Genomic DNA, 19,888 nt, shown 5'->3' with positions numbered 1-19,888 from the left:
GTAACTATGTTATATGACAAGAATTATTCCTATAAAATGTATTCAGGTTATGCGACAAAATATTATTAAAATTGTTTTAGTTCTAGTTTCTATATTTTCGTTTTTGTCTTTTTTGGGAGGGCAAAGACTACCCCTCCAAATGCCTAAAATAAATGCAGATCAATATGGGAATGCATCTTTTAATTTTCCCTTAGAAGTGCCAGATGGGACTGGTGATTTAACTCCCGAGTTGAACATTTCATATTCATCAAGTGGTGGGAATGGTTTATTGGGGAAAGGATACGGATTATCGGGAATTTCTTATATAAAAAGAGATATTTCCTATGGGATTAATTATAATTCCAATGATAGCTATTACAGCTCCGAATATGGTCAATTAGTAGACTCAAATGGTAATAAATCAGTATATTATTCAAAAGAAGAGAGATTCGTTAGTTTTTTTCCGCAAGGAGATTCAGGAAGAGGACCTACTGAAATTATAGCATATGATAAGGATGGTAACAAATATAGTTATGGTGGAAGCGGAGCACAATTACTTCACCCAAACGGTGCTGTTCGAACTTGGGCATTACGAGAAAAACGTGAACCACATGGCGAAACTATCAATTATGAATGGGAAGTGCGGAAAGGAGAATTATACTTAACTAGGATTTCTTATGCTGGTGGAGTAAGAGAAGTTCGCATTGAATATACAACTAGAGAAGATGTTGAGACAGATTATTCTGAGAAAACGTTAACAACACGGGATTGGCTAATTAGTCGAATACGGTTTTATTCTGACAATTCGCACGTTCATTCTTATGAATTTAGTTACTCAAATGATGCGAAAACGAAGGTTAGTTTACTTACAAAAATACAATTTGAAAAAGATAACTTTTTCTCTCTCGCTACCCATTTACCATTAGAATTTATTTATACACCAAGTCATGAAGGAATTGGAGCAAAGCTTAATTCTGGTAGTGAATCACTTTCAGGTGGATATGGAAGTCTTGGTGATATTATAGATAGAGCTTTTTTAATGGATCGTGAGTTATTATATAACTTGGTTGCATTCTTTATTGGAAAGCCAAGTATCCGAGAAGAGGCAAGGCAAGATTTAAATACTTTCGCTACGCAACTAGGAATCAATAATAAGGGACTTAAATTTGGTACTATTTCTGGTGGGGGAACTTCCGAAGGTTTTAATGCTAATGCTGAATTAATCCAAGCAAACCAATATTATCCAGAAGTTGAATTATTGGGAAGGTATCCTATTGGAAATAAGTATAGGCAAGCTTGTGATGTCGGTGTGGTTGCTTGTTTATGCACTGCTTTCCCTGGATGTCCTGATTTTGCTTTTGCATATTGTGGTCAATATGTGATATTTAGTGCGGATGGATGTAATAATGGAGTAGTATCACCTGGTAAAGTATTAATGCCAACGGATTTAGATGGAGATGGAATAGCCGAGTTTTCTAGATTATTAGGAAGAATGGATAATGATCAGGTTTTTTTAAAAACTGACGATTTAAAAAATAATAGAAGCACTGAATCCCCTAGATTCCCTATTAAATACAATACATTTTTTACTTTAGCAGATATTGACGGAGATGGAACTACTGATTTTCTGTTCGAACAAAACAGTAAATTAAATATTTCATTTTCAAATGGGAGTGGTTTAACAAATCCGATTGCATATTCAAATATAACTCTTAACCCAGCTTCACAAAACTACCGACTAACTCAAAATTATCAACGAGTCGATCATGCAGTGGATATCAATAATGACGGAAGAAATGATTTTATTCATTTAACCAACGATCGAATGTCTATTTTTATTTCCCAAGGTAAAAGCTTTAAAGCTGAAAAGATAATTTGGTATGGTGGAAATCGAAGCTTAGTGCAGGAAACTTTGGATACGAATCCTTTCGTAGCCCATAGAATGAATCAATTTTCTGATATTGACGGCGATAGAGTTCCTGAACATTTGCAAATATTGAACGTAAACCCTCCTCCCGAGCAAAATTTACTTTTAGCAGTCAAGGAAAGACATAAGCAAGAAATCGCAGATGCACAAGCAGAAGTGAATTATTTCAAAGAGCAAATGCAATTTTTGATTAATGGTGGATATGGAGATTTTTTCCATGTAAGATATATTGAGAGTTCTATTATTTATGAATGGCGTTGGTTATATTGGGAATTACTTGGTAGACCAGGCACTGCAACCGAATCAGAAAAGGCTCAGCTGATTGAAGCGATTGACCGACAATTTTTTGAGGTTAAATACAAGGATTTAGTTCAAAGACAAGCAAACGAAATTGATATTGAAATTAGTCGAATGAGAAATGTCAATTTAGATGGAGCACAGTATCAACTAGTTTCTACTAAAATTAATTTAGCAACTAATTCTCTCTCTCAATCAGCTATTAATTTACCAAAATCTATGGTAGGTTATAATGGAAAGAATTGGTTGGTTGATATAAATCGTGATGGATTGCCAGATTTAGTAACGCTAACTAATTCAAACAGTCATTTTAATCCTTATGATTATGGAGTTGAAAATCCTGCAGCTATATCATCTACGTTAAATGTGGTTTTTAACAAGGGTGGATATTTTGATACAAATGAAATAGTTACATCAGGTATGCCTACAATTATTAAACCTGATAGATTTGCAGAAAGAGATGATCCAAATCTAAATGCTGCATCTAGCTTTGATTTTGTTGATGTGAACGAAGATGGTAAGTATGACTTCGTAGTTAAGGAATTTAAAAATACTTCCTATCATATATACACTGGAGACGGAAAGGGTAATTTCATCAGGACATCTGATTTTTCAGTTGAATCACATGAAATTGCTGAAAGCAGATTTGAAGATAGAAATGAGGATGGTATACCTGATTTTTTTTACCAATATGGAAAGAGTTTAGTTACTAAACAGATATCGTCAGACACTCCGACTGCAACTGGTGGTATGTTAAGTAAAGTCATTAATAACATTAACGGAGCAGAAACTTCAATTAGTTATTTATGGAAAAAAAATATGCAAGGAGCTGTTCTTAAAGGAACAGGTAGTTATACAACAACTTTGCCAAACGTTTCCCCTCAATTGCTAGTAGCATCAATTTCTTCAAAGGCAGGGCTTGAATATGCTAATTATAAATCTGAATATTCTTATGCAAACTTTCGATATAGACCGGGAGACTTGGAAACAAGTCAAAACTTAGGATTTGAAACGGTTACAGAGACTAATTTTGTTAACGGAGAAATAAAAGGAAAAAGAATATCTTCATACATTCATAATGGATCAAATGCTGGTCTTCTATCTAAATTAGAAATTTATACTGGAAATAATACTTTATTAGAAAGAAATGCTTATGCATATTCAGTTTTTAATCCGCATACTGGCACCAGATTGAGAATTCCCACTTTAACAACTAAAGAAGTCTTTGAAAACGGGAATTTAAAAGACCAGATAACTAATTCAATTACATATGATCAAGCCTTTGCTTATTCACAATCATCTGCTGTGGAAGATTTTAATGGTAGAGTTACGCGGTTGGAAATGCATTATTCAGACAATTCAGCTATGAATATATTAGCATTACCAATAGAATCAAAAAAAACTGTTAATGGGAGTTTGGTTGAACATAAAAAATGGACCTATAATGGAGCTGATGTAGCCTCGGAAAGTAAGTTAGTAAGCTTTAGTCAGTGGTATTCTATTTATTATTCTTATGATGAAATCGGGAATGTTTCGTCCACTACTGATTCATTAGGAAGGTCTTTATCATATGAATACAATGATATTACTCGTAGCAAAGCAACTCTAATTAGGAATGCTCTCGGACAGATTAGTAGAAAACGTTATGATCCCAAGCTTGATTTAGAGATAAGTTTCGAAGATAGTAATGGGAATATTTCATCACACGAATTTGACTATCATGGAAGAAAAATCTCTTCATATTTGGATAGTCGTAAAGTTGAATCTTATGAATATGATTTCGATGGTTCACTATTGTCGACAAAGCAAACCACCCATACGGATGAAGGTGATGTATGGGTAAAGGAATACAAGAACTTAGAAGGGAAAGTTTTAAAAAAAGAATCTTTGGTAGCTGAAGGAGTCGTTTCTACAACTCAATACGTTTTTGACTCCCTTGGACGAGAAATAAAAAAATCAAACTCCTATTTTACTGGTGAGTCTCCTTTATGGAAATATACTTTCTATTTTAATCAAAATGAGGACACACAAGAGCGTATAAAAGAAGTTATTGCAGCAACAGGGGAGATTAGTAAGTATAATTATGGTATACGCTCGATTGTTCTTACGATTACCAACCAATCTGAAGTTATTCGAACTGAAACTCAAAACTTAGATAATTGGGGTAGAGTTATATCAAAATCTATCCAGGGCGAAAGTATATTATATCAATATGATAATTCGAATAATATCATTAGGATTGCTGACCCAGGCAATGGAATTACAGAAATTAGTTATGATATTGGCGGAAGAAAAACAAGATACAGTGATTCCAACTCAGGAGCAATTTCCTATGCTTACAATGTTGCAGGAGATTTAATTACTCAATCTGATTCTAGAGGAACGATCATCAGAAATGAGGTAGATGGACTTGGGCGCGTAACTAAAGTATTTCCTGGGAATGAGAATCCAATAATTTATAATTATGATAGTGGAAATTCAATAGGTAATACCAATACGATTGGTATGCTTTCCATGATTACAGATGAGTCAGGAGTTACCGAATTAGCATATGATCGAAAAGGTAATATCATTGGAGAGAAGCGTACTGTTGATGATTTGCAGATTCTTTTCCAGAGAACATACGATCAGTTTGGTCGTGTGAAGACTATTACTTATCCGGAAGGCACAAAAATACGAAATCATTATACTGGAACTGGTCAACTTGCTTTTTTAACGATGGATTCTCACGACGGAAATAGTTTGAATCACACTGTTGTGAGTTATGAAGGTCCAGTTTTAGAAAATGATAAATATTTTATAGAACGTAAAACAGGGAATGGTATAAAGACTAAAATAGGTTATGATCCTCTTCGAAAGCGACCATTATCACTTGTTACTTATCTGAAAGATAATTCCGTAGAACAGAGCATTAAGTATGAATATGATATGCGTGGTAATATATCTGCTATTTCTGACCTGGTAAACGAATCCCGTAGTCAAAGATTTGATTATGATCATTTAAATCGAGTAACCAAAGCGGTTGGAAAATACGGAGAGGAGCAATATGAATATAGTCAAAATGGCAACCTATTAAAAAAGGGAGCCTTTACATATTCATATGATAACGGAAACCATATTCATGCAGTAACAAAAGTGAATGGTTCAAACACTGGAATTATTGGTTATAATTATGATGCAATGGGTAATATGATTGGAAGAAATGGAGATCATCTAGTATATAATGCTCAAAACAAACTCAAAAGAATCGAAACCATGGGTGGAGATAGATTTGAATATACATATGATTACTCTGGGTCGCGAATAAAAAAATCGCTCCAAAATTCCAATACTACTACATATAGTTTTGGAAATTTTTATGAAATTCATCGAACTCCAGGTCAGGAAGAAAAACATACTTTATATGTTGTAGGAATTGAGGGTGATATAGTTGCACAGTATAGTCGTCCGGATGCAATTCTGATTGCGAGTATGGCTTCGAATGACATATTTGCCAACCCTTTTTGTGAGAATTTGAATATTGATTGTAAAACCTTTTGGAAAAATCGAATTGGCATTACCATAAAAAGTCTCCTTGAAGAAACCAATATATACGTTGATGGCAAGTTGAAAGAAGGTCATCGATCACTTCCTTGGCTCGCTTTACTAGCATTTTTAATTTTATTAGTTTATAAAACTCGAAGCGAATCAAATGATAAAAATCCCTGTTATTATAGCTTTGATAATTTCGGAATTTCAATTTTGCCTAAATTTATATGTGATTTTCGAAACCAAATACCTAGATATGGAACAGCAATTCTAATTGTTGTCTTTTCATTCACTACGACAACTGGTTGTTTTCCATTGTTGCTAGGAGGGGCAGAATCTGAATCAGGTACACCTATTTGGCTGATTGGGCTTGGCAATGGAATTCCATTAAATACACCTTCTGTTGGTGATACACCAAGTAATGGAGGTACTATTGGTGGAGGTTCCTCCAATAGTACCTCGCGGGTCTCAGGAATGTATTTTTTTCATCCTGATCATTTGGGTAGCATAACCATGATTACCGATGGAAATGGAAATGTTCTTGCCGGGGGGGAGAGAGGAGGAAAAAGTCACATTACATATAAACCATACGGGGAGATATTAAGAACTGATTCATATGGACCTGACATAACGAAATATAAATTTACAGGGCAAGAAGAAGATCAAGAGAGTGGGCTGTATTATTATAAGTCAAGATACTATGATTCCACTTTGGGTAAATTCGCATCTAATGATGGTGTAGTATTTCCTGAAAAAGAGCAAGGGATGAATCGAATGATGTACGTAGATGGGAATCCAATTAAACATAAGGATTATACGGGGAATGGAATTTCGCCACCACTTGCTTTTGCTTTGGTGAATTATTTCTTAGCACCTGAAGAAAAAAAGGTGCAAGCTTTCCTCGACGGCTGGAATACAGGAAAAAATTTAAAAAAAGAAAGGGAACGTATTAAACGTGTTAATTCAATTTACCTTGGAGTTGTAAAATTTGGCATGGTGTTGACTGTAGTTGGTGGAATTTTGGCAAATTTTCCGGCAACTGCGAAAATTGGTGTAATTTTCTTTTACGTTGGAGTTGCAATAACATCTTTAGCAGTAAGTTTAAATCCAAATTACGTTCAAGATCAACGAGCGGCTAATGTTTCTGCGAATTGTTCGCAAGCGATTCAAATTGCCTCATACTATAAGCCGACTATGACACAAAATAACACCACTTCTGTTGGAATTCAAAATGATCCTATTAAGAAAATAGAGCAAGATAAGTATGAGAAATTGCAACAACTTCAGATTTATAGATGTTCTGGAGCTGGAGTTACGGAGAGTATAGATTGAAAATTAAATATTTGATTTTATTGGGATTTTTTGCAATTCAATGTTCTTCAAGAGAAGAAAGAATTGATTTTGATACTAAGGTGAAAGCGAAATCATTTTTAATAAATTTTGACAAATTAGAAATTTTACCTCCCTTTGAGGTTCAGTTAAATTTAATTTTTGATGATGAGAGTGAAATATTATTTTTGAATCGAAATTATAATGAAAAAAAAATATGTTTCCATTTTGATAATAAGCTAACACCGAGAGAATTTAGTTTCGCTTTAGTTAAAAAGAAACCTTTTTCTGGAATGTTTAATCTGTCAGATATTGAGTTGAAGAATGAAATTTTACATAGAAAAGTTGAAACTGATATTGGTAGGAATAGAAATATATACATTTTTAATGTTAGTCAGTCAATGAAAACCGAAATTTCTTATTCTAGTGTTATTCTAGGAGCAATTTCTTCACCGATTACATATCCTTTGGGATGGTATCCTATATATGATGTTTATGGTAGTGTATTTCAGGAACTTGAAAAAACTGATGGATATAGAGACCGGTGCAATTCAGCTCCTTTTTTGCGTAGCGACTAAATTAGTAACTATAATTTTAATTTCAAATAGAGTTTAACAAATTAATTTCATTAAATTGAGATTATTATGCAATCGTATGCGAAAACTTGATTTTATGTAAGGAAGCATTAATTACCCTTTTAATTAATCAAATTTGCGTTAGTTTTTTCTTTTCTCCATTGTGAATTTTTCTAATCCGACTGAGAAAACTTAATATATAGTTCTTGCTTTCATTGTTCAATTTTGAAGAGATTTTTTGAATTAAGATAAACCTGATAATCATTTTTTATGACTTCCACTGTTTTTAAAAATTCTCACTTCTACCTAATTTTTAAAGTTAATCTAGGATAGTTCTAAAAGGTATTTTAATACGTTCATTACTTCGTATTCTTGGAAGAAAGGAAGAAATTTAATGTTTAAAGTTTTTTCATAAGTTATTGGTATTTTAGATGTATGGGAAATTTCAAAGCAAATTCTAACCGACAATCTCTTGTGAATAATATTTGGACTCAACCAATCCTATTTAAATTTCTAGATTGAATTTCTCGGAAAACTTCGTTTGAGATTTATTTGAATCTACTGGATACTTAAATATATTGATATATTCTTTTAATATTTTTTTTAATTGTTTCATTCTGTCACATTTTAATTTATTAAAATCATAAGTTGTGTTACATGGATCGAATTATAATTGAGCTTTCTACCTAGAAAAATTTGTAAACTTTATTTTTTTGAATCGTATGTTAAGAATTTCCTATTTAGATTGAATATTTTAATAGTTACAATTTGTTTAAAAAGAATTAATCGATTTTCTTTTTTGGCGTTATTTTAAATATCTTTGAGTTGAAGTTGGTTAAACTCATTCTTTAATGTTATGAGTTTATGGAAACAAAATAGAATTATAGGCAGTGTCACTTTTGGCTCTCTTTCAAATTGTAATATTAAAATCTTGCCATTATAATTCTAGGTGGATTTGACTCTCTTTCTCTTCCTGGCTGGGAATTTCTTTTTCAAAGGTCGATTCGACAGTCCAGGAACATCTAATAGCTCCTTGGGATGGACTCCTAACGCATCTGCGATAATCAACAATGATTTCAGAGATGGTAATCCTTCCATAGATTCAATTCTTTGATAATTTCTCACTCCTAATTCTAGCCCTGACACAGCTTCTTGGGTCATATCTCTATATTCCCTAGTCTGTTTGATCTTCTCTGCAATTTCCTGTAGAATTCTGTCGTACTTTTTTGCCACATTCTAAGTATAATTGTAAGGCGAAATAATAGCCACGGTACAAGTAACACGCTAAATATAGCGTTATAAATGTTGACAGAATTTCAAACTCTAAATTACTTTAACAATCAGTTAGCTGCGATACTGCTTTAACCAAGGATCAAAATGACAGAAACAATATGCCCTAGTTGTGGCACCGAATTAAGATTCTTAAATACATCTTTGATGAAATTTGACGGACACAAAGTGTGCGTTAGCTGCTTTCAGAGAGCTACTTTGTCAAAAGTAACTACTCTCGAACAGCTAAAGTCTATTCCAGATAAGATTCAAAATAGTTCGGACTCAATTAGTTCTCCAAAGATAGAATCAAGAACTCCTGAAACTATAATAGTAAATAGTGAAACCAAGGGATTTGGATTTTTGAAAGCTTGTATTGGCTTCTTCCTAGCAGGTCCTTTTGGACTATTATGCGGTTTATGTGGAAGCGGGAAGACTAAGACGACTGTTATTCGAAAATAATGCTAAGGAATTTCATTGATATTAGTCGGATATCATTGGCAGAGTTCCCTTTCATGTGCCATCAAATACCAGAGAGGAGCTTTACTTATAAAGGTTCGCAATTCCCTGTATGTGCCAGATGCACTGGAGTAATTATTGGGCAGCTATTTGCTATTATAAGTATAATAAGCGTGCCAATTAGGTTCGGCGTCATAACTTACATATCGTTAATGCTTCCTGCGTTGATTGATTGGACAATTCAAGAATTTACAAAAATCAAATCGAATAATCTCCGTAGGATGGTAACGGGAACATTGTTAGGCTTTGGATATGCTATGACTTTGTTTGCCCTGATTTCTTTCACTGTTAATTTTTAATATATAGGAATTTTTAGAATGAATAATAAACAAGCTTATGCTTTCCTTATTTCACTAGTTTTTATCTTTTTAAACTGTGCAACAAATATTGAGAAATTAAAAGCATCCAATGATAAACTTTTAGATGTAGTTGGAATACCAATATATATATTATCAACAAAAGAAATTAAAAAATATTATCATTTTGTTTTAAACCCAGATGGGAAATTTCAAACGGATATTCCATCACTTTCCCATTGTAATCATTGGGATGTTGATGATCAACTGGAAACGATTTACTTAGTTTGCAAAAATGGGAATTATAATTTTGATTTAAAAAAATACATTAATTATGATTCGAAAATTAAAAAAGTTAATGTTCCTTATACTATACGACCGTATGTTTCTTTGGTAGATTTCAAATTGAATTATGTAAATCTTAATAATCCATGGTTTGATGTGGCACCTATTGTAAAGTTTTTGGATAAAGATGGATTGTCTCTTTTTCAAACAATATATTTCATTATTGGTGATGAGAATTTGAATAAATTCAAAGAGGCTATTGTAATTCGAGATACGCAAATGGAAGAGGATTCACAGAGGTTGGTTAGAGGTATTCCTTTAGAACAAATAATCGATTTACGCTACGATGAAAAATTAAATTTTATATTGGCTCACCAAAATGAAATAGAGAATCCCGATTTGTTTTTTACTCTAACTCATCAATATCTAGAGATGAAACTATCAGATTACGAAAAACTCATAAAGGAAAATGCAAATTTAAAATCTAAAAAGTATTTAGTTTTTGAAACAGATTTAAAAAAAACACCGTATGATATTAAGAATCGAGGTTTTACGCTAAACATTTATGATGAATATACTGGTGGCTTTAAACGTTTTTTCTCACCACCTATTTTCGTTAGTATGGAAATTGAAAAATATGAGGAAATGAAATATGATAAAGTTGTCTGTATTGCGGAATATGAAGTGTATACTCAATCGGAGACAGCATACTTATCCACAAAATACAATGGAATATTGAATAAAGATAATTTTGAAAAGTATAAAGCTAATTTCAGGGAAGGTCTTCCTTACATAAAGGAGCAAGTAATTAAGTATAAACAAATTAGATTAAAAGTTTTGAATTATAGAATTTTTAATTGGGAGGAGGAGACAGGCGATTCATATTGGAAGCAATAGCATTTAACATTTTGTTAAAATTGTAAAGTTCTAAGTCAATGTAGTTAGAAATTTTGAAAAATGTTTTAAAGGCATTAAGTGATGGTTAAACTATTTTTTTGCAGTAGTCCTCGTTCGGTTGTTGCAAATGCTTTTTAGATATTTCGCTGTAAGTATTTGGTTGATTCTTGTATATCCACTAGAATATGCTATGCGATGCAATTTTTTAAATTATTAATAATTAAATCCTTCTCATCTTCATTATTTTTTGTTTTTCTATAATTAATTAAACTTCCTTAAATTTTTTTCTCTATTCTTTGAATCTCTCGTGCTTTCACTATTGATTGTGTAGTATACCTTTTTTAGCTTTAGGTTTACCGAGGACTTATCCTTTCTTGATTTAGACCGTTTTTCTCTGTTTTGTATCCGCCTTCGCAAATTTGAAAGTTACTCCTTTGACAAAAAAATTTCTTTTTTTTTGAAAAATTCCCAATCATAGCCTTCGTTCCATCAAACGGAGTATATTTAAAGTAGAGGGGAAAAATTCCCCAAAGGAGTTGAAATATGACAAGTATCGAGTGGACCAATGAGACGTGGAACCCTATGCGAGGGTGCCAGAAAGTTTCCGCAGGATGTAAGAATTGCTACGCCGAAACGTTTGCAAATCGTTTCCGTGGGGTTAAGGGGAATGCATATGAAATGGGATTTGTTCCGAGGGAAGTGCCAGGAATGCTTCTCAAACCTTTGAAATTTAAGAAACCTTCATTGGTATTTGTGAATTCAATGTCGGATTTGTTTCATGAGAGCTTCACCGATGATTACATTCACAAAGTATTTACAGTGATGCGAGAAGCAAATTGGCATATCTACCAAATACTCACCAAACGACCTATTCGAATGAAACAACTATTCGATTCTAAATTGAAGGAATTTTCTAGCCTAGATAACATCTGGATGGGGGTTACTGTTGAGAATTGTAAGGCATATAAAGAAAGAGTAAGTATCCTTAGGAATACCAATGTTAAAACCCGATTTCTTTCAATTGAGCCATTGTTGGAAGACCTAGGAACTATCAATCTTACGAAGGTGGATTGGGTGATTTTGGGGGGAGAGAGTGGTGTTAGGTGCCGTCCAATGGAAGAATCTTGGGTGCAATCAATTCTTAAACAATGTGAAGAACAAAATGTTCCAATGCATTTTAAACAATGGGGAGGTGTTCGAAAGAAGAAGGCGGGAAGAGTTCTCAATGGTAGAACTTATGATAATTTTCCTGAATTTAAGTTCAAATCAAAGCCAACAAAGTCAGAACTAAAGCAAATCAAAATTAATCTCGAAAAACAATTCTTTGGTGAGCCAATTACAATGTCAAAATTCGGTCCCTTAGCATCAGCGGAGAATTCAGTAATTAGTTTTGATTTTGGAACTGTGATTAGCTCGAATCATGAGCATGTTGCAATTTCATAATCGATAAATAGTGAAAACTTCACGAGTAAACGAAAAAGACATGTTTATTTCTTTCGCTTGTGGAGTTCAGATTTTTGAAAATTTGGTAATGAACATTACAAACAAAGGAGAAATTAATGAAAGAAGAAAATGATCCAACTCGTTCTACGTATACTGCCTTGACCACGGCATATGATTTTTATAACGAGAATTTATTTGAAAGTAAGCTTCCTAAATGCTTGATTACTTTACAGAGGAAAAATGTGAACACTGCTGGCTATTATTCTCCAAAAAGGTTCAAAAAAACGACAGGGAATATAACGACAGATGAAATCGCCATTAATCCTGCACATATAAATAAAGAGAATATCGAAGATGTGCTATCAACATTGGTTCATGAGATGACTCATCTCTGGCAAGAACATTTCGGAAAGCAGACTTCTAGACGCTCATACCATAACGGAGAGTGGGGGACAAAGATGGAGACAATCGGTCTAATGCCTTCTGACACAGGAAAGCCTGGTGGAAAGAGAACGGGTCAAAAAATGGGAGACTACGTAATTGAAAATGGATTGTTTCAACAGAAGACTGAGATACTATTAAAGAACGGTTTTACGCTACCGTGGGGTGAAATAGTAGATACTAATCCAAATCCAAATGGTCTATCTGGTAAGAAGGTCAAATATTATTGCCCACTGTGCTTAGTAAATCTTTGGGGTAAACCAGGCTTGCGATTTGCCTGTCTGGATTGTATAGTTGAATTCCAAGCAATGTTGTGATGGGGAGTTTATTATATTCATGAACGTCAGAGAACTGAACAACAAGCATTCAAAAATCATTGAGCAAGGCTTTGGTGGAATTGAATCCAATTTTGAGCCTATTACGAATTATCTTGATCGATTGTTACGATTATTAATTCACCGTAATCCAAGTTTAAGACTAAAACAAATAAAAATGAAGTGTCAAGAAGTATGCTTTAAATCTAACTTACATGATCTATATAATGATGATGATAGGCAGCGAGATCGAAATGTATCTGTCAAAATCCAATCAAAACTGGATAAGCAACGAACAAGGTATTAGTTACAATTTCAGGAAGCTACTAAAGCGTTGATAATTGAATCGAAAATCTTAGACAAATTTACTCGTTCTAAATCTGAATATTTGTCGACAAATTCCTTCTTCCTTTGAGGAAATTGTAATATTAAATGCTCAAAGGTTATTTTTGGATTTATCTTGATTCCATTCAGATCACTATTAAATTTAATTATCAACTGCTCCAAACTTTTAACTTCAATTTGATTGGTAAAATCGAACAAGTTATCATTATTTAGCGTATTAATTGCCTTCATAAACGTATCAAGTAAATAGAAGTGTGTCAGTTCATTAATCAATTCTGAAACATGGATGCGATCAATACTCCCCACTAAAAATTTAATTTCATCCGATGCTTCCTTTTTTTCTACAATATATTCCATTTCAATTCTCTCCTTGTTTGCCATCTTCAAATTAGTATGATTCGTTACTTAAATTCTCTTGAAATCAATGGCTCCTATAAGAGAGAATAACCTTTCAATTTTAGGAGCTTTCTTGTGGTGTTCATAACCTTCTAATATGCGGGGATTTCTTACTTTTATCCTCCTTTTCCCGATTGATTAGTTATGCATTGATTTGGGGTTTTTGTTCGAGTAGCTGATTCCAACTCTCTAAGCAAAAGTTTGCTCACAGGCTCTATCTTGGCGAGGATGGTCTCTATGGTGCCTGGGTTTAGCTTGGTTCTCAATTCCTTTCTAATGACGTAGGGGAGACTGACCAAAATGCTGTGCCAAGAACTTAAAGTCCTGCTGGATATATGTGTGGATTTGATTTGGCTTCTAAGATAATTAGGGAGGTATTCAGGTTTGGTTAAGCATAGTTCAAGAATCTTTCGATTAATTCTTTCCTGATCTATGTCTATAACTAACTGATCTTGCTCCTTTGTTATCCTATATCCAAGAAAGTGCTGACCATTCTTAAGCTCCGAAGTGACGTTAGGGGTCTTTTCTGAGATGGTCAAGTTGCTGTTTTTAAGGGTGTCTTCGACCCACTGGTTGATTTGGTTGTTTGTACTTTCCTCCTTTGTAACAATCAGGATATCGTCAGCATATCTAAAGATATTAGAAATATCGGGGAATTTCTCCTGTGAAGGTTTATCGAGTAAGTTGTGCAGATATAGATTTGCCATGATGGGAGCATGAACGCTACCAGCAGGTATCCCAAAATGTTTCACCTTTTTCCCGTTAAACTTCGTATAGGTAATTAGTGATTTATTTATAATTTTTAAAAATTGAGGATGCTTAATTTTAACTTCTATAATTTCAATCAATTTCACGGTATCAATGTTATTGAAGCACTTATGGATATCTAATTTGGTGCTATAATTGTCTTCTTTAGATTGTTTTTCAATTAGCTTCATCCCATTCTTAATACTCATGTTACTGCGGTATGCAAATGATGTAGGATAAAATTCTGGATTCCAGATTTCATTTAAAATTATAGAGATGAATTTTTGAACTATCTTGTCCGATATTCTATAGGAGTAGATTACTCGGTTCTTCCCATTCGTTTTTATTGTTGTCTGCTTCGCTGTTCCAAATTCATATCTATTTCCTTTGCATTTGATTAAAAGCTCCGTGGCAAGATTAGAATTAGAATACCATTCTGAAATTTCACTTTTCTGATGCTTTGATTTTCTTTTAAGCATACTTAGGAGCTTGAATATTATGCCTAAGTTAATTTGTTCCATTGGATTTGATTTGAGAAATCCAATCGCATTCACTTCTTCCCATATATTATTTAATAGTTCACTGAGGGAAGGCTCGAATGGTTCTTTTGTTTTTATACTTTGATTTTGTTCCATTCTTTCCTCCTCATTCTAAATTATACTCTTCTTTGAGTTTGTAAATCCCTGAAAATGCAAAAAAATATTCAAAATCCTTATACTGGCAATTGGCACAATAATCTTATACCCGAAATGTTCGAGAAAAATATTGAACTTGAAGTAAAAAATTCAAAAAACCAAAAAGGCAGCTAAACAGTGTTATCCTGCCATTAATTTCGAAATTTTTAAATAAGTTCATGTTATGTCCTTTATAGGAATTTTGCTCCTAAAATGGGAAAATTCGAAAACAGAAAGATGGTGCTCGAATGCTCATGTGGTCTCGTCCTCCCTGTAGCCTGAATAAGCTCGGCTTCAATAATTGTGAGTTGGAATCTTGTTATATCTTCATCTTCGCTCAATGTTATGAATGGGAAAGAATATCCATTAAAGGTGACATTGTTACCTTCCTTCGGTCTTTGCTCTATGGCTTCGGTATAACTTATAACAGAAGTATAATTCAAACCTAGATAAGCGCACTGAACTCTGAATGTCTCGGGTCTAACATTAGGAGTACCTGCAATAATTAGATTTTGACCTGCTAGACTTCTCAGGCTAGTTGTAGCTCCGAAGTGAGCAGATAGAAGAGGATGAGAATCTTTGTATGATATTGCTGAATATCCGAGTTCAATGTATGCATCGATTAAATCGTTGAAAAAAGATTCGCCATATTTATTTTTAAGTGAGTTCCTTGAAAGGCTTCTGCTTCCATCTTGAATTATAGTCGCCATTAATTCAGGTATACTAATACGGTGGGTCACAAGTCTATCACCAGCTAAAAGTTCATATGCAGTCATTAATGGAGTAGCGGTTAGGACAATTGTCTTTTGGCTGGAGAATTTAAACTTCGGAATAAACTCAATAAAGCCTTCAAACTTCTGGTAATTTTTGGATTTTAAGAATAAACTTAGAGTAGAGTGGAGGTAATCTTCAGTAATTTCTTCTTCATTTAGAATCTCTTCGAAAGCCTTCTTTACTGACTCATCAATTTCCGCTCCAATATCTTTGATCATTTCATTCGAAAAGTTGGGAGTTTTTAGAGGCTCATTTTCGGGTGAAGAAAGTATCCTGTTGAGTTTTGCTATGAGATTCTTTTTCCTCTTTAATTCTAATTCCAATTCCCGTAACTTAGGTTCGTTAATCCTTATGTATGCGTCAAGGTTAGGAATGTTTGGGATTATAGGAGCTAGTTTTTCTATTAACTCTTCTCTATCGGTTGGTGATGATAGGAATTGATCGGAGCTTCTAAAGATAAAAGACTTAAAATCGCTCAATTTCTTTCTTTCTCTATTTATGTCCTCTTCTTCCTCCAATATATTAGAATTCAACTTATCCATGACCAATTGTATATTTCCGATTGGTATTTTCCTTGGTGATAGCAGGGTGCTCATGATATCTTCATCGATTACGATGATATCCCATTTCGAAAGCTGGCGTTGACTCATTAGTAAATATCGTGCATGCGTAATATGTACTATTGGAGAATCATTTAAAATCGAGTTGGTTCTTTTTTCGAAATCTTCTAGTTCTATCTTCAGGAATAAGCGTTGTTCGTTACTACAATTGGATTGTTTGAGGGCTTTCTTGGGTGAGATTCCTAATCGATATGAAATATCAAATATATCCTTTAGGCTGTTCGGGACTTCGGGGAGCTTATATCCAATTGAATATTCGTTGATTGTATCGTGCCGAGGAGATACGATTAGAACTCGACATTCATTTTTTAGTAATTCGTTTAATCTATTGATTTGATAACTTTTGCCAATGCCAGTTACTGCAATAATAAGATGAATATTGTTATCATTCGAGTTTAAGGTATGAGTAAAAGTCTTAACAAACTCTTCCCTAGCTTCATCTAAAGTTACATAATTGTATCGTTCATTATAGAGTTTTCTTATTGGATGATCGTAGGCTGAAGGCAGGTGAATATCCTGTTTGTTTGAACCAATTCTTTCATTACTTGAGGCATTCACAAAATTCCCAAATTCACTCAATGCCTCCCTATGCAAAGTTACTTGCTGTGCCAATTGACATCTTGATATTGTATTATGGATAAATCCACAATGATTGATTATGATATTTTGTGAGAACTGTCCATAGATGTTACTTAGTTCTAATTCTAATTTATCTATTCCCGCTTCCTCTTTTTCCAATCTGGCTAAATAATACAAGAATTCCCGAGATGATCCCGTGTATTCTTTAATGAATAAATCTGCCCTGGAATCATGATCAATCAATTTGGCGTAACTATCATAGTTTTCAGATATAAAGGAAAGAAGCAAAGCTTTGAGGTCATACTGAAGTGGAAGCAAAATCAATATATGGTAGTGATCTCGTCTTTGATCCTCAGAACCTGTTCCTCTCCACACAAGTTTTGGTATAGATAAACCACGCCTGTAATGTTTCTTAAATAGATATTTCTCAAATTGTTTAATGGCTTTATCTACTATTGGTAAAAGTTCTGTGAATTTTAGAGGATACTTTGCTGAAATTCTCTTGGAGGATATAGTCAGTTGTAGGGGAAAATATAAGTCCCGATATTGTATTCTAACCTTATCAAACTCATGAATAAGAGCATTTACGCTTATTCTAGAGGAATTTTGTGGAAATACTATTGGTTGGTTAGGAATGTTGGTAGGGAAGGCTTTGGAGACCTTATGGTTAGTTATAAAGGTTGGTGTGGAAAACTGTGTAGGCATAGGGGGACTATTAAACTCCTTGATCAATTTAATATAGAAACCAGAGATTCCTAAGAATCTGCTTCCCACGGCGACATCCTACCAGGGTTGATTTCTAATCTGAAATATACTCCTATCATTCCCAAATACGGGGCAGTTTGGAAAAAAGTTAGAAATTCTTAAATTATTTTAAGAAGCTTTGGCTTTTACTAAATTAGTAGAACTACTTTGTACTATTTGGGTTTGGGGATAGGTTTTGAGCTAGGTGGTAGTAAATTCTTTGTTAGCTGCCATTTTTTGAGGTTGATGAATGGGTAGGATTGAAGTATTAGGTATTCGATCTTACCTAGCGTAGAGTTTTGGAGACCATCCCATTCACCTTCATACAAAGGAACATTATATAGTTCATCTATATAGTGCCAACATATTTGGATATTTTCAACTTCTACAAAGAAAACTTTTTTAACACTTTTATGATTTGAATTCGAGCGTATACCAAATCTAAGTTTAAGTCTATGGCAAAGTGGTATTATGCTTTGTAGTAGCTCTGTCTTCTCCTGGTAATAAGCTAATTTAGTATAGCCAGGATATTTTTGAGCATTTAAATTTGAGTCTTCTATCTCAAGTAATAGTTTCAGAAAGGTGGCATACAAATCAGACCTCGAATATGATTTCAATCGAACTTTCGTTTTCCTTGTGCCTATTGAACAGAAATCTTTTCTTGCCTTATCGATATCCATAATTCTGAAATTTTGATGATCAATGCTTTTTTGCATAGCTTCGCCCCGAGTTTTAATTTGATTTTTTTCATTCGGAGGGAGCTGAGGTGAATTCGAGGATTCTAGTGCTCCAAGTTGAATCGGGATGTTTATTTTCATCCAATGGCTCTGGTGCCATTAAAACCTGTATGGAAAGAGTAGATGATTTTTCGAGGATTTTTTTCAAGATTTAATAAAAAATTTAAAATTAGAGATAATGTTACGATCAATAAATATACTTTAAATCTTAATTATACTTATGAATTGCAAGTATAACGGACATAATGAATTTAAAATTAGCTTTTTTTAAAAAAATTAAGTCTGCTTTCTACTTTGGAATAAATCCTCATAATTTATCGTTATGTGGTTATACATCTCTGTGATAATAGAACTTGAGTGCCCTAAGTATATTTGAACTGGGCGGACACAACCAAGTCTGCTTATCTCTCGAGTAGCAAAGCTATGTCGAAAAGTATGACATGTCACAAAATCTTTTGACAAAATTAATTTTCCGAGCAAATTAATTTCTTTTTGTATGAATGATCTGTTCAATTTCTTCTTTTGTTTGGATAAAAATAATAGCTCATCAGACTGGAATACTTTCTTAATTCGAGTTAGTAGCTCTTGGCTCAGAAATATTCTTCTTGGTTTATTTCCTTTCCCAATTATTTCAACATAGACTCGATCATCCTCAATACTGCAATCTTTCATTTTTATATTTATGAGTTCAGAAATTCTCATTCCTGTAACTGCAAGAGTTTCAATAATTAGCGAAAGTCTATGATATTTATTGCCTCTCTCGTTATCTAATTTTTTTGATTCTGAAATTAGTCTTTGTATTTCATCCCAAGTTAGAATTTTCTCTTTATATACCGTCCTATTTATTTTAGGAACTTTTATTAGTTTGGATTCTTCGGTGAGATAGGACTTAATTCTCGTATCAGGAGTTATGTTTTTTAGAGCTACGAAAATTGCACATTTGCGGAATGCTTTCGAAGCCTGCGAATACTCCCCAGAGCCTTTTATTTTAGGCAGATTCAAAAACTGCCTTATCGTTTCCGTATTGAGCGGAAGACCTTTTGCTTTCTGAAAACGAAGAAACTGTTCGAGAACTCCGTGATAAGCTTGAGGTAGGTTCCGTTTATAGTTATTTAAAAATTGGAATGTAGCGTTTGTTTTGCGGACCATTTTGGATCAAATCAAAGTGGACCT

The 19,888-nt window shown here is 33.5% G+C and carries 11 protein-coding genes and 1 pseudogene; 6 read left to right on the top strand and 6 right to left on the bottom strand.

The features are described 5' to 3' along the window. Positions 1-13: 13 nt before the first annotated feature. Both DI076_RS19480 and DI076_RS19475 read left to right on the top strand, forming a co-directional pair. The gene (locus DI076_RS19480) at positions 14-7,063 is read left to right on the top strand and encodes an RHS repeat-associated core domain-containing protein (RefSeq protein ID WP_108961512.1); all 7,050 of its coding nucleotides are present in this window, start codon (positions 14-16) and stop codon (positions 7,061-7,063) included. Continuing rightward, complete coding sequence (locus DI076_RS19475; protein WP_108961511.1) at positions 7,060-7,638, top strand: hypothetical protein; 579 nt, start codon at positions 7,060-7,062, stop codon at positions 7,636-7,638. Before DI076_RS19480 ends, DI076_RS19475 begins: the two co-directional genes overlap by 4 nt. A 942-nt stretch (positions 7,639-8,580) precedes the next feature. Here DI076_RS19475 and DI076_RS19470 read toward each other — a convergent pair. After that, a complete protein-coding gene (locus tag DI076_RS19470) occupies positions 8,581-8,868 on the bottom strand; it encodes a helix-turn-helix domain-containing protein (RefSeq protein WP_282432612.1) in 288 nt (95 codons plus the stop codon). Between the two features lie 497 nt (positions 8,869-9,365). On the opposite strand from DI076_RS19470, the gene DI076_RS20505 reads away from it, so the two are divergent. The 4 genes and pseudogenes from DI076_RS20505 (at position 9,366) to DI076_RS19445 (ending at position 13,102) form a co-directional block, all read left to right on the top strand. After that, positions 9,366-9,722 carry a DUF2085 domain-containing protein gene (locus tag DI076_RS20505; RefSeq protein WP_108961509.1) on the top strand — a complete coding sequence of 119 codons (357 nt, stop codon included), beginning with the start codon at positions 9,366-9,368 and terminating at the stop codon, positions 9,720-9,722. A gap of 18 nt (positions 9,723-9,740) precedes the next feature. Continuing rightward, positions 9,741-10,901 carry a hypothetical protein gene (locus tag DI076_RS19455; protein ID WP_108961508.1) on the top strand — a complete coding sequence of 387 codons (1,161 nt, stop codon included), beginning with the start codon at positions 9,741-9,743 and terminating at the stop codon, positions 10,899-10,901. Between the two features lie 543 nt (positions 10,902-11,444). Next, a pseudogene (locus DI076_RS19450) lies at positions 11,445-12,188 on the top strand (DUF5131 family protein); the annotation flags it as partial. Positions 12,189-12,460: 272 nt separating this feature from the next. Beyond that, positions 12,461-13,102, top strand: a complete 642-nt coding sequence (locus tag DI076_RS19445; protein WP_108961506.1) for a SprT-like domain-containing protein — start codon at positions 12,461-12,463, stop codon at positions 13,100-13,102. Positions 13,103-13,414: 312 nt separating this feature from the next. Here DI076_RS19445 and DI076_RS19435 read toward each other — a convergent pair whose 3' ends face one another. The 5 genes from DI076_RS19435 to DI076_RS19415 form a co-directional block, all read right to left on the bottom strand. Beyond that, entirely contained in the window at positions 13,415-13,801 is a 387-nt protein-coding gene (locus tag DI076_RS19435) for a hypothetical protein (protein ID WP_135358418.1), read from the bottom strand. A gap of 155 nt (positions 13,802-13,956) precedes the next feature. Next, the gene (locus tag DI076_RS19430; RefSeq protein WP_108961503.1) at positions 13,957-15,222 is read right to left on the bottom strand and encodes a reverse transcriptase/maturase family protein; all 1,266 of its coding nucleotides are present in this window, start codon (positions 15,220-15,222) and stop codon (positions 13,957-13,959) included. A 230-nt stretch (positions 15,223-15,452) separates the two neighbouring features. Beyond that, complete coding sequence (locus DI076_RS19425; RefSeq protein WP_135358417.1) at positions 15,453-17,939, bottom strand: hypothetical protein; 2,487 nt, start codon at positions 17,937-17,939, stop codon at positions 15,453-15,455. Positions 17,940-18,151: 212 nt separating this feature from the next. Then, positions 18,152-18,796: a hypothetical protein gene (locus DI076_RS19420; RefSeq protein WP_108961501.1), complete on the bottom strand. Its 645-nt coding sequence runs from the start codon at positions 18,794-18,796 to the stop codon at positions 18,152-18,154. 195 nt (positions 18,797-18,991) lie between these two features. Further along, positions 18,992-19,717, bottom strand: a complete 726-nt coding sequence (locus DI076_RS19415) for a tyrosine-type recombinase/integrase (protein WP_167396569.1) — start codon at positions 19,715-19,717, stop codon at positions 18,992-18,994. Positions 19,718-19,888: the final 171 nt, after the last annotated feature.

This window comes from Leptospira ellinghausenii (assembly GCF_003114815.1).
GTDB lineage: Bacteria > Spirochaetota > Leptospiria > Leptospirales > Leptospiraceae > Leptospira_A > Leptospira_A ellinghausenii.
This window is presented reverse-complemented; position numbering and strand designations above follow the sequence as displayed.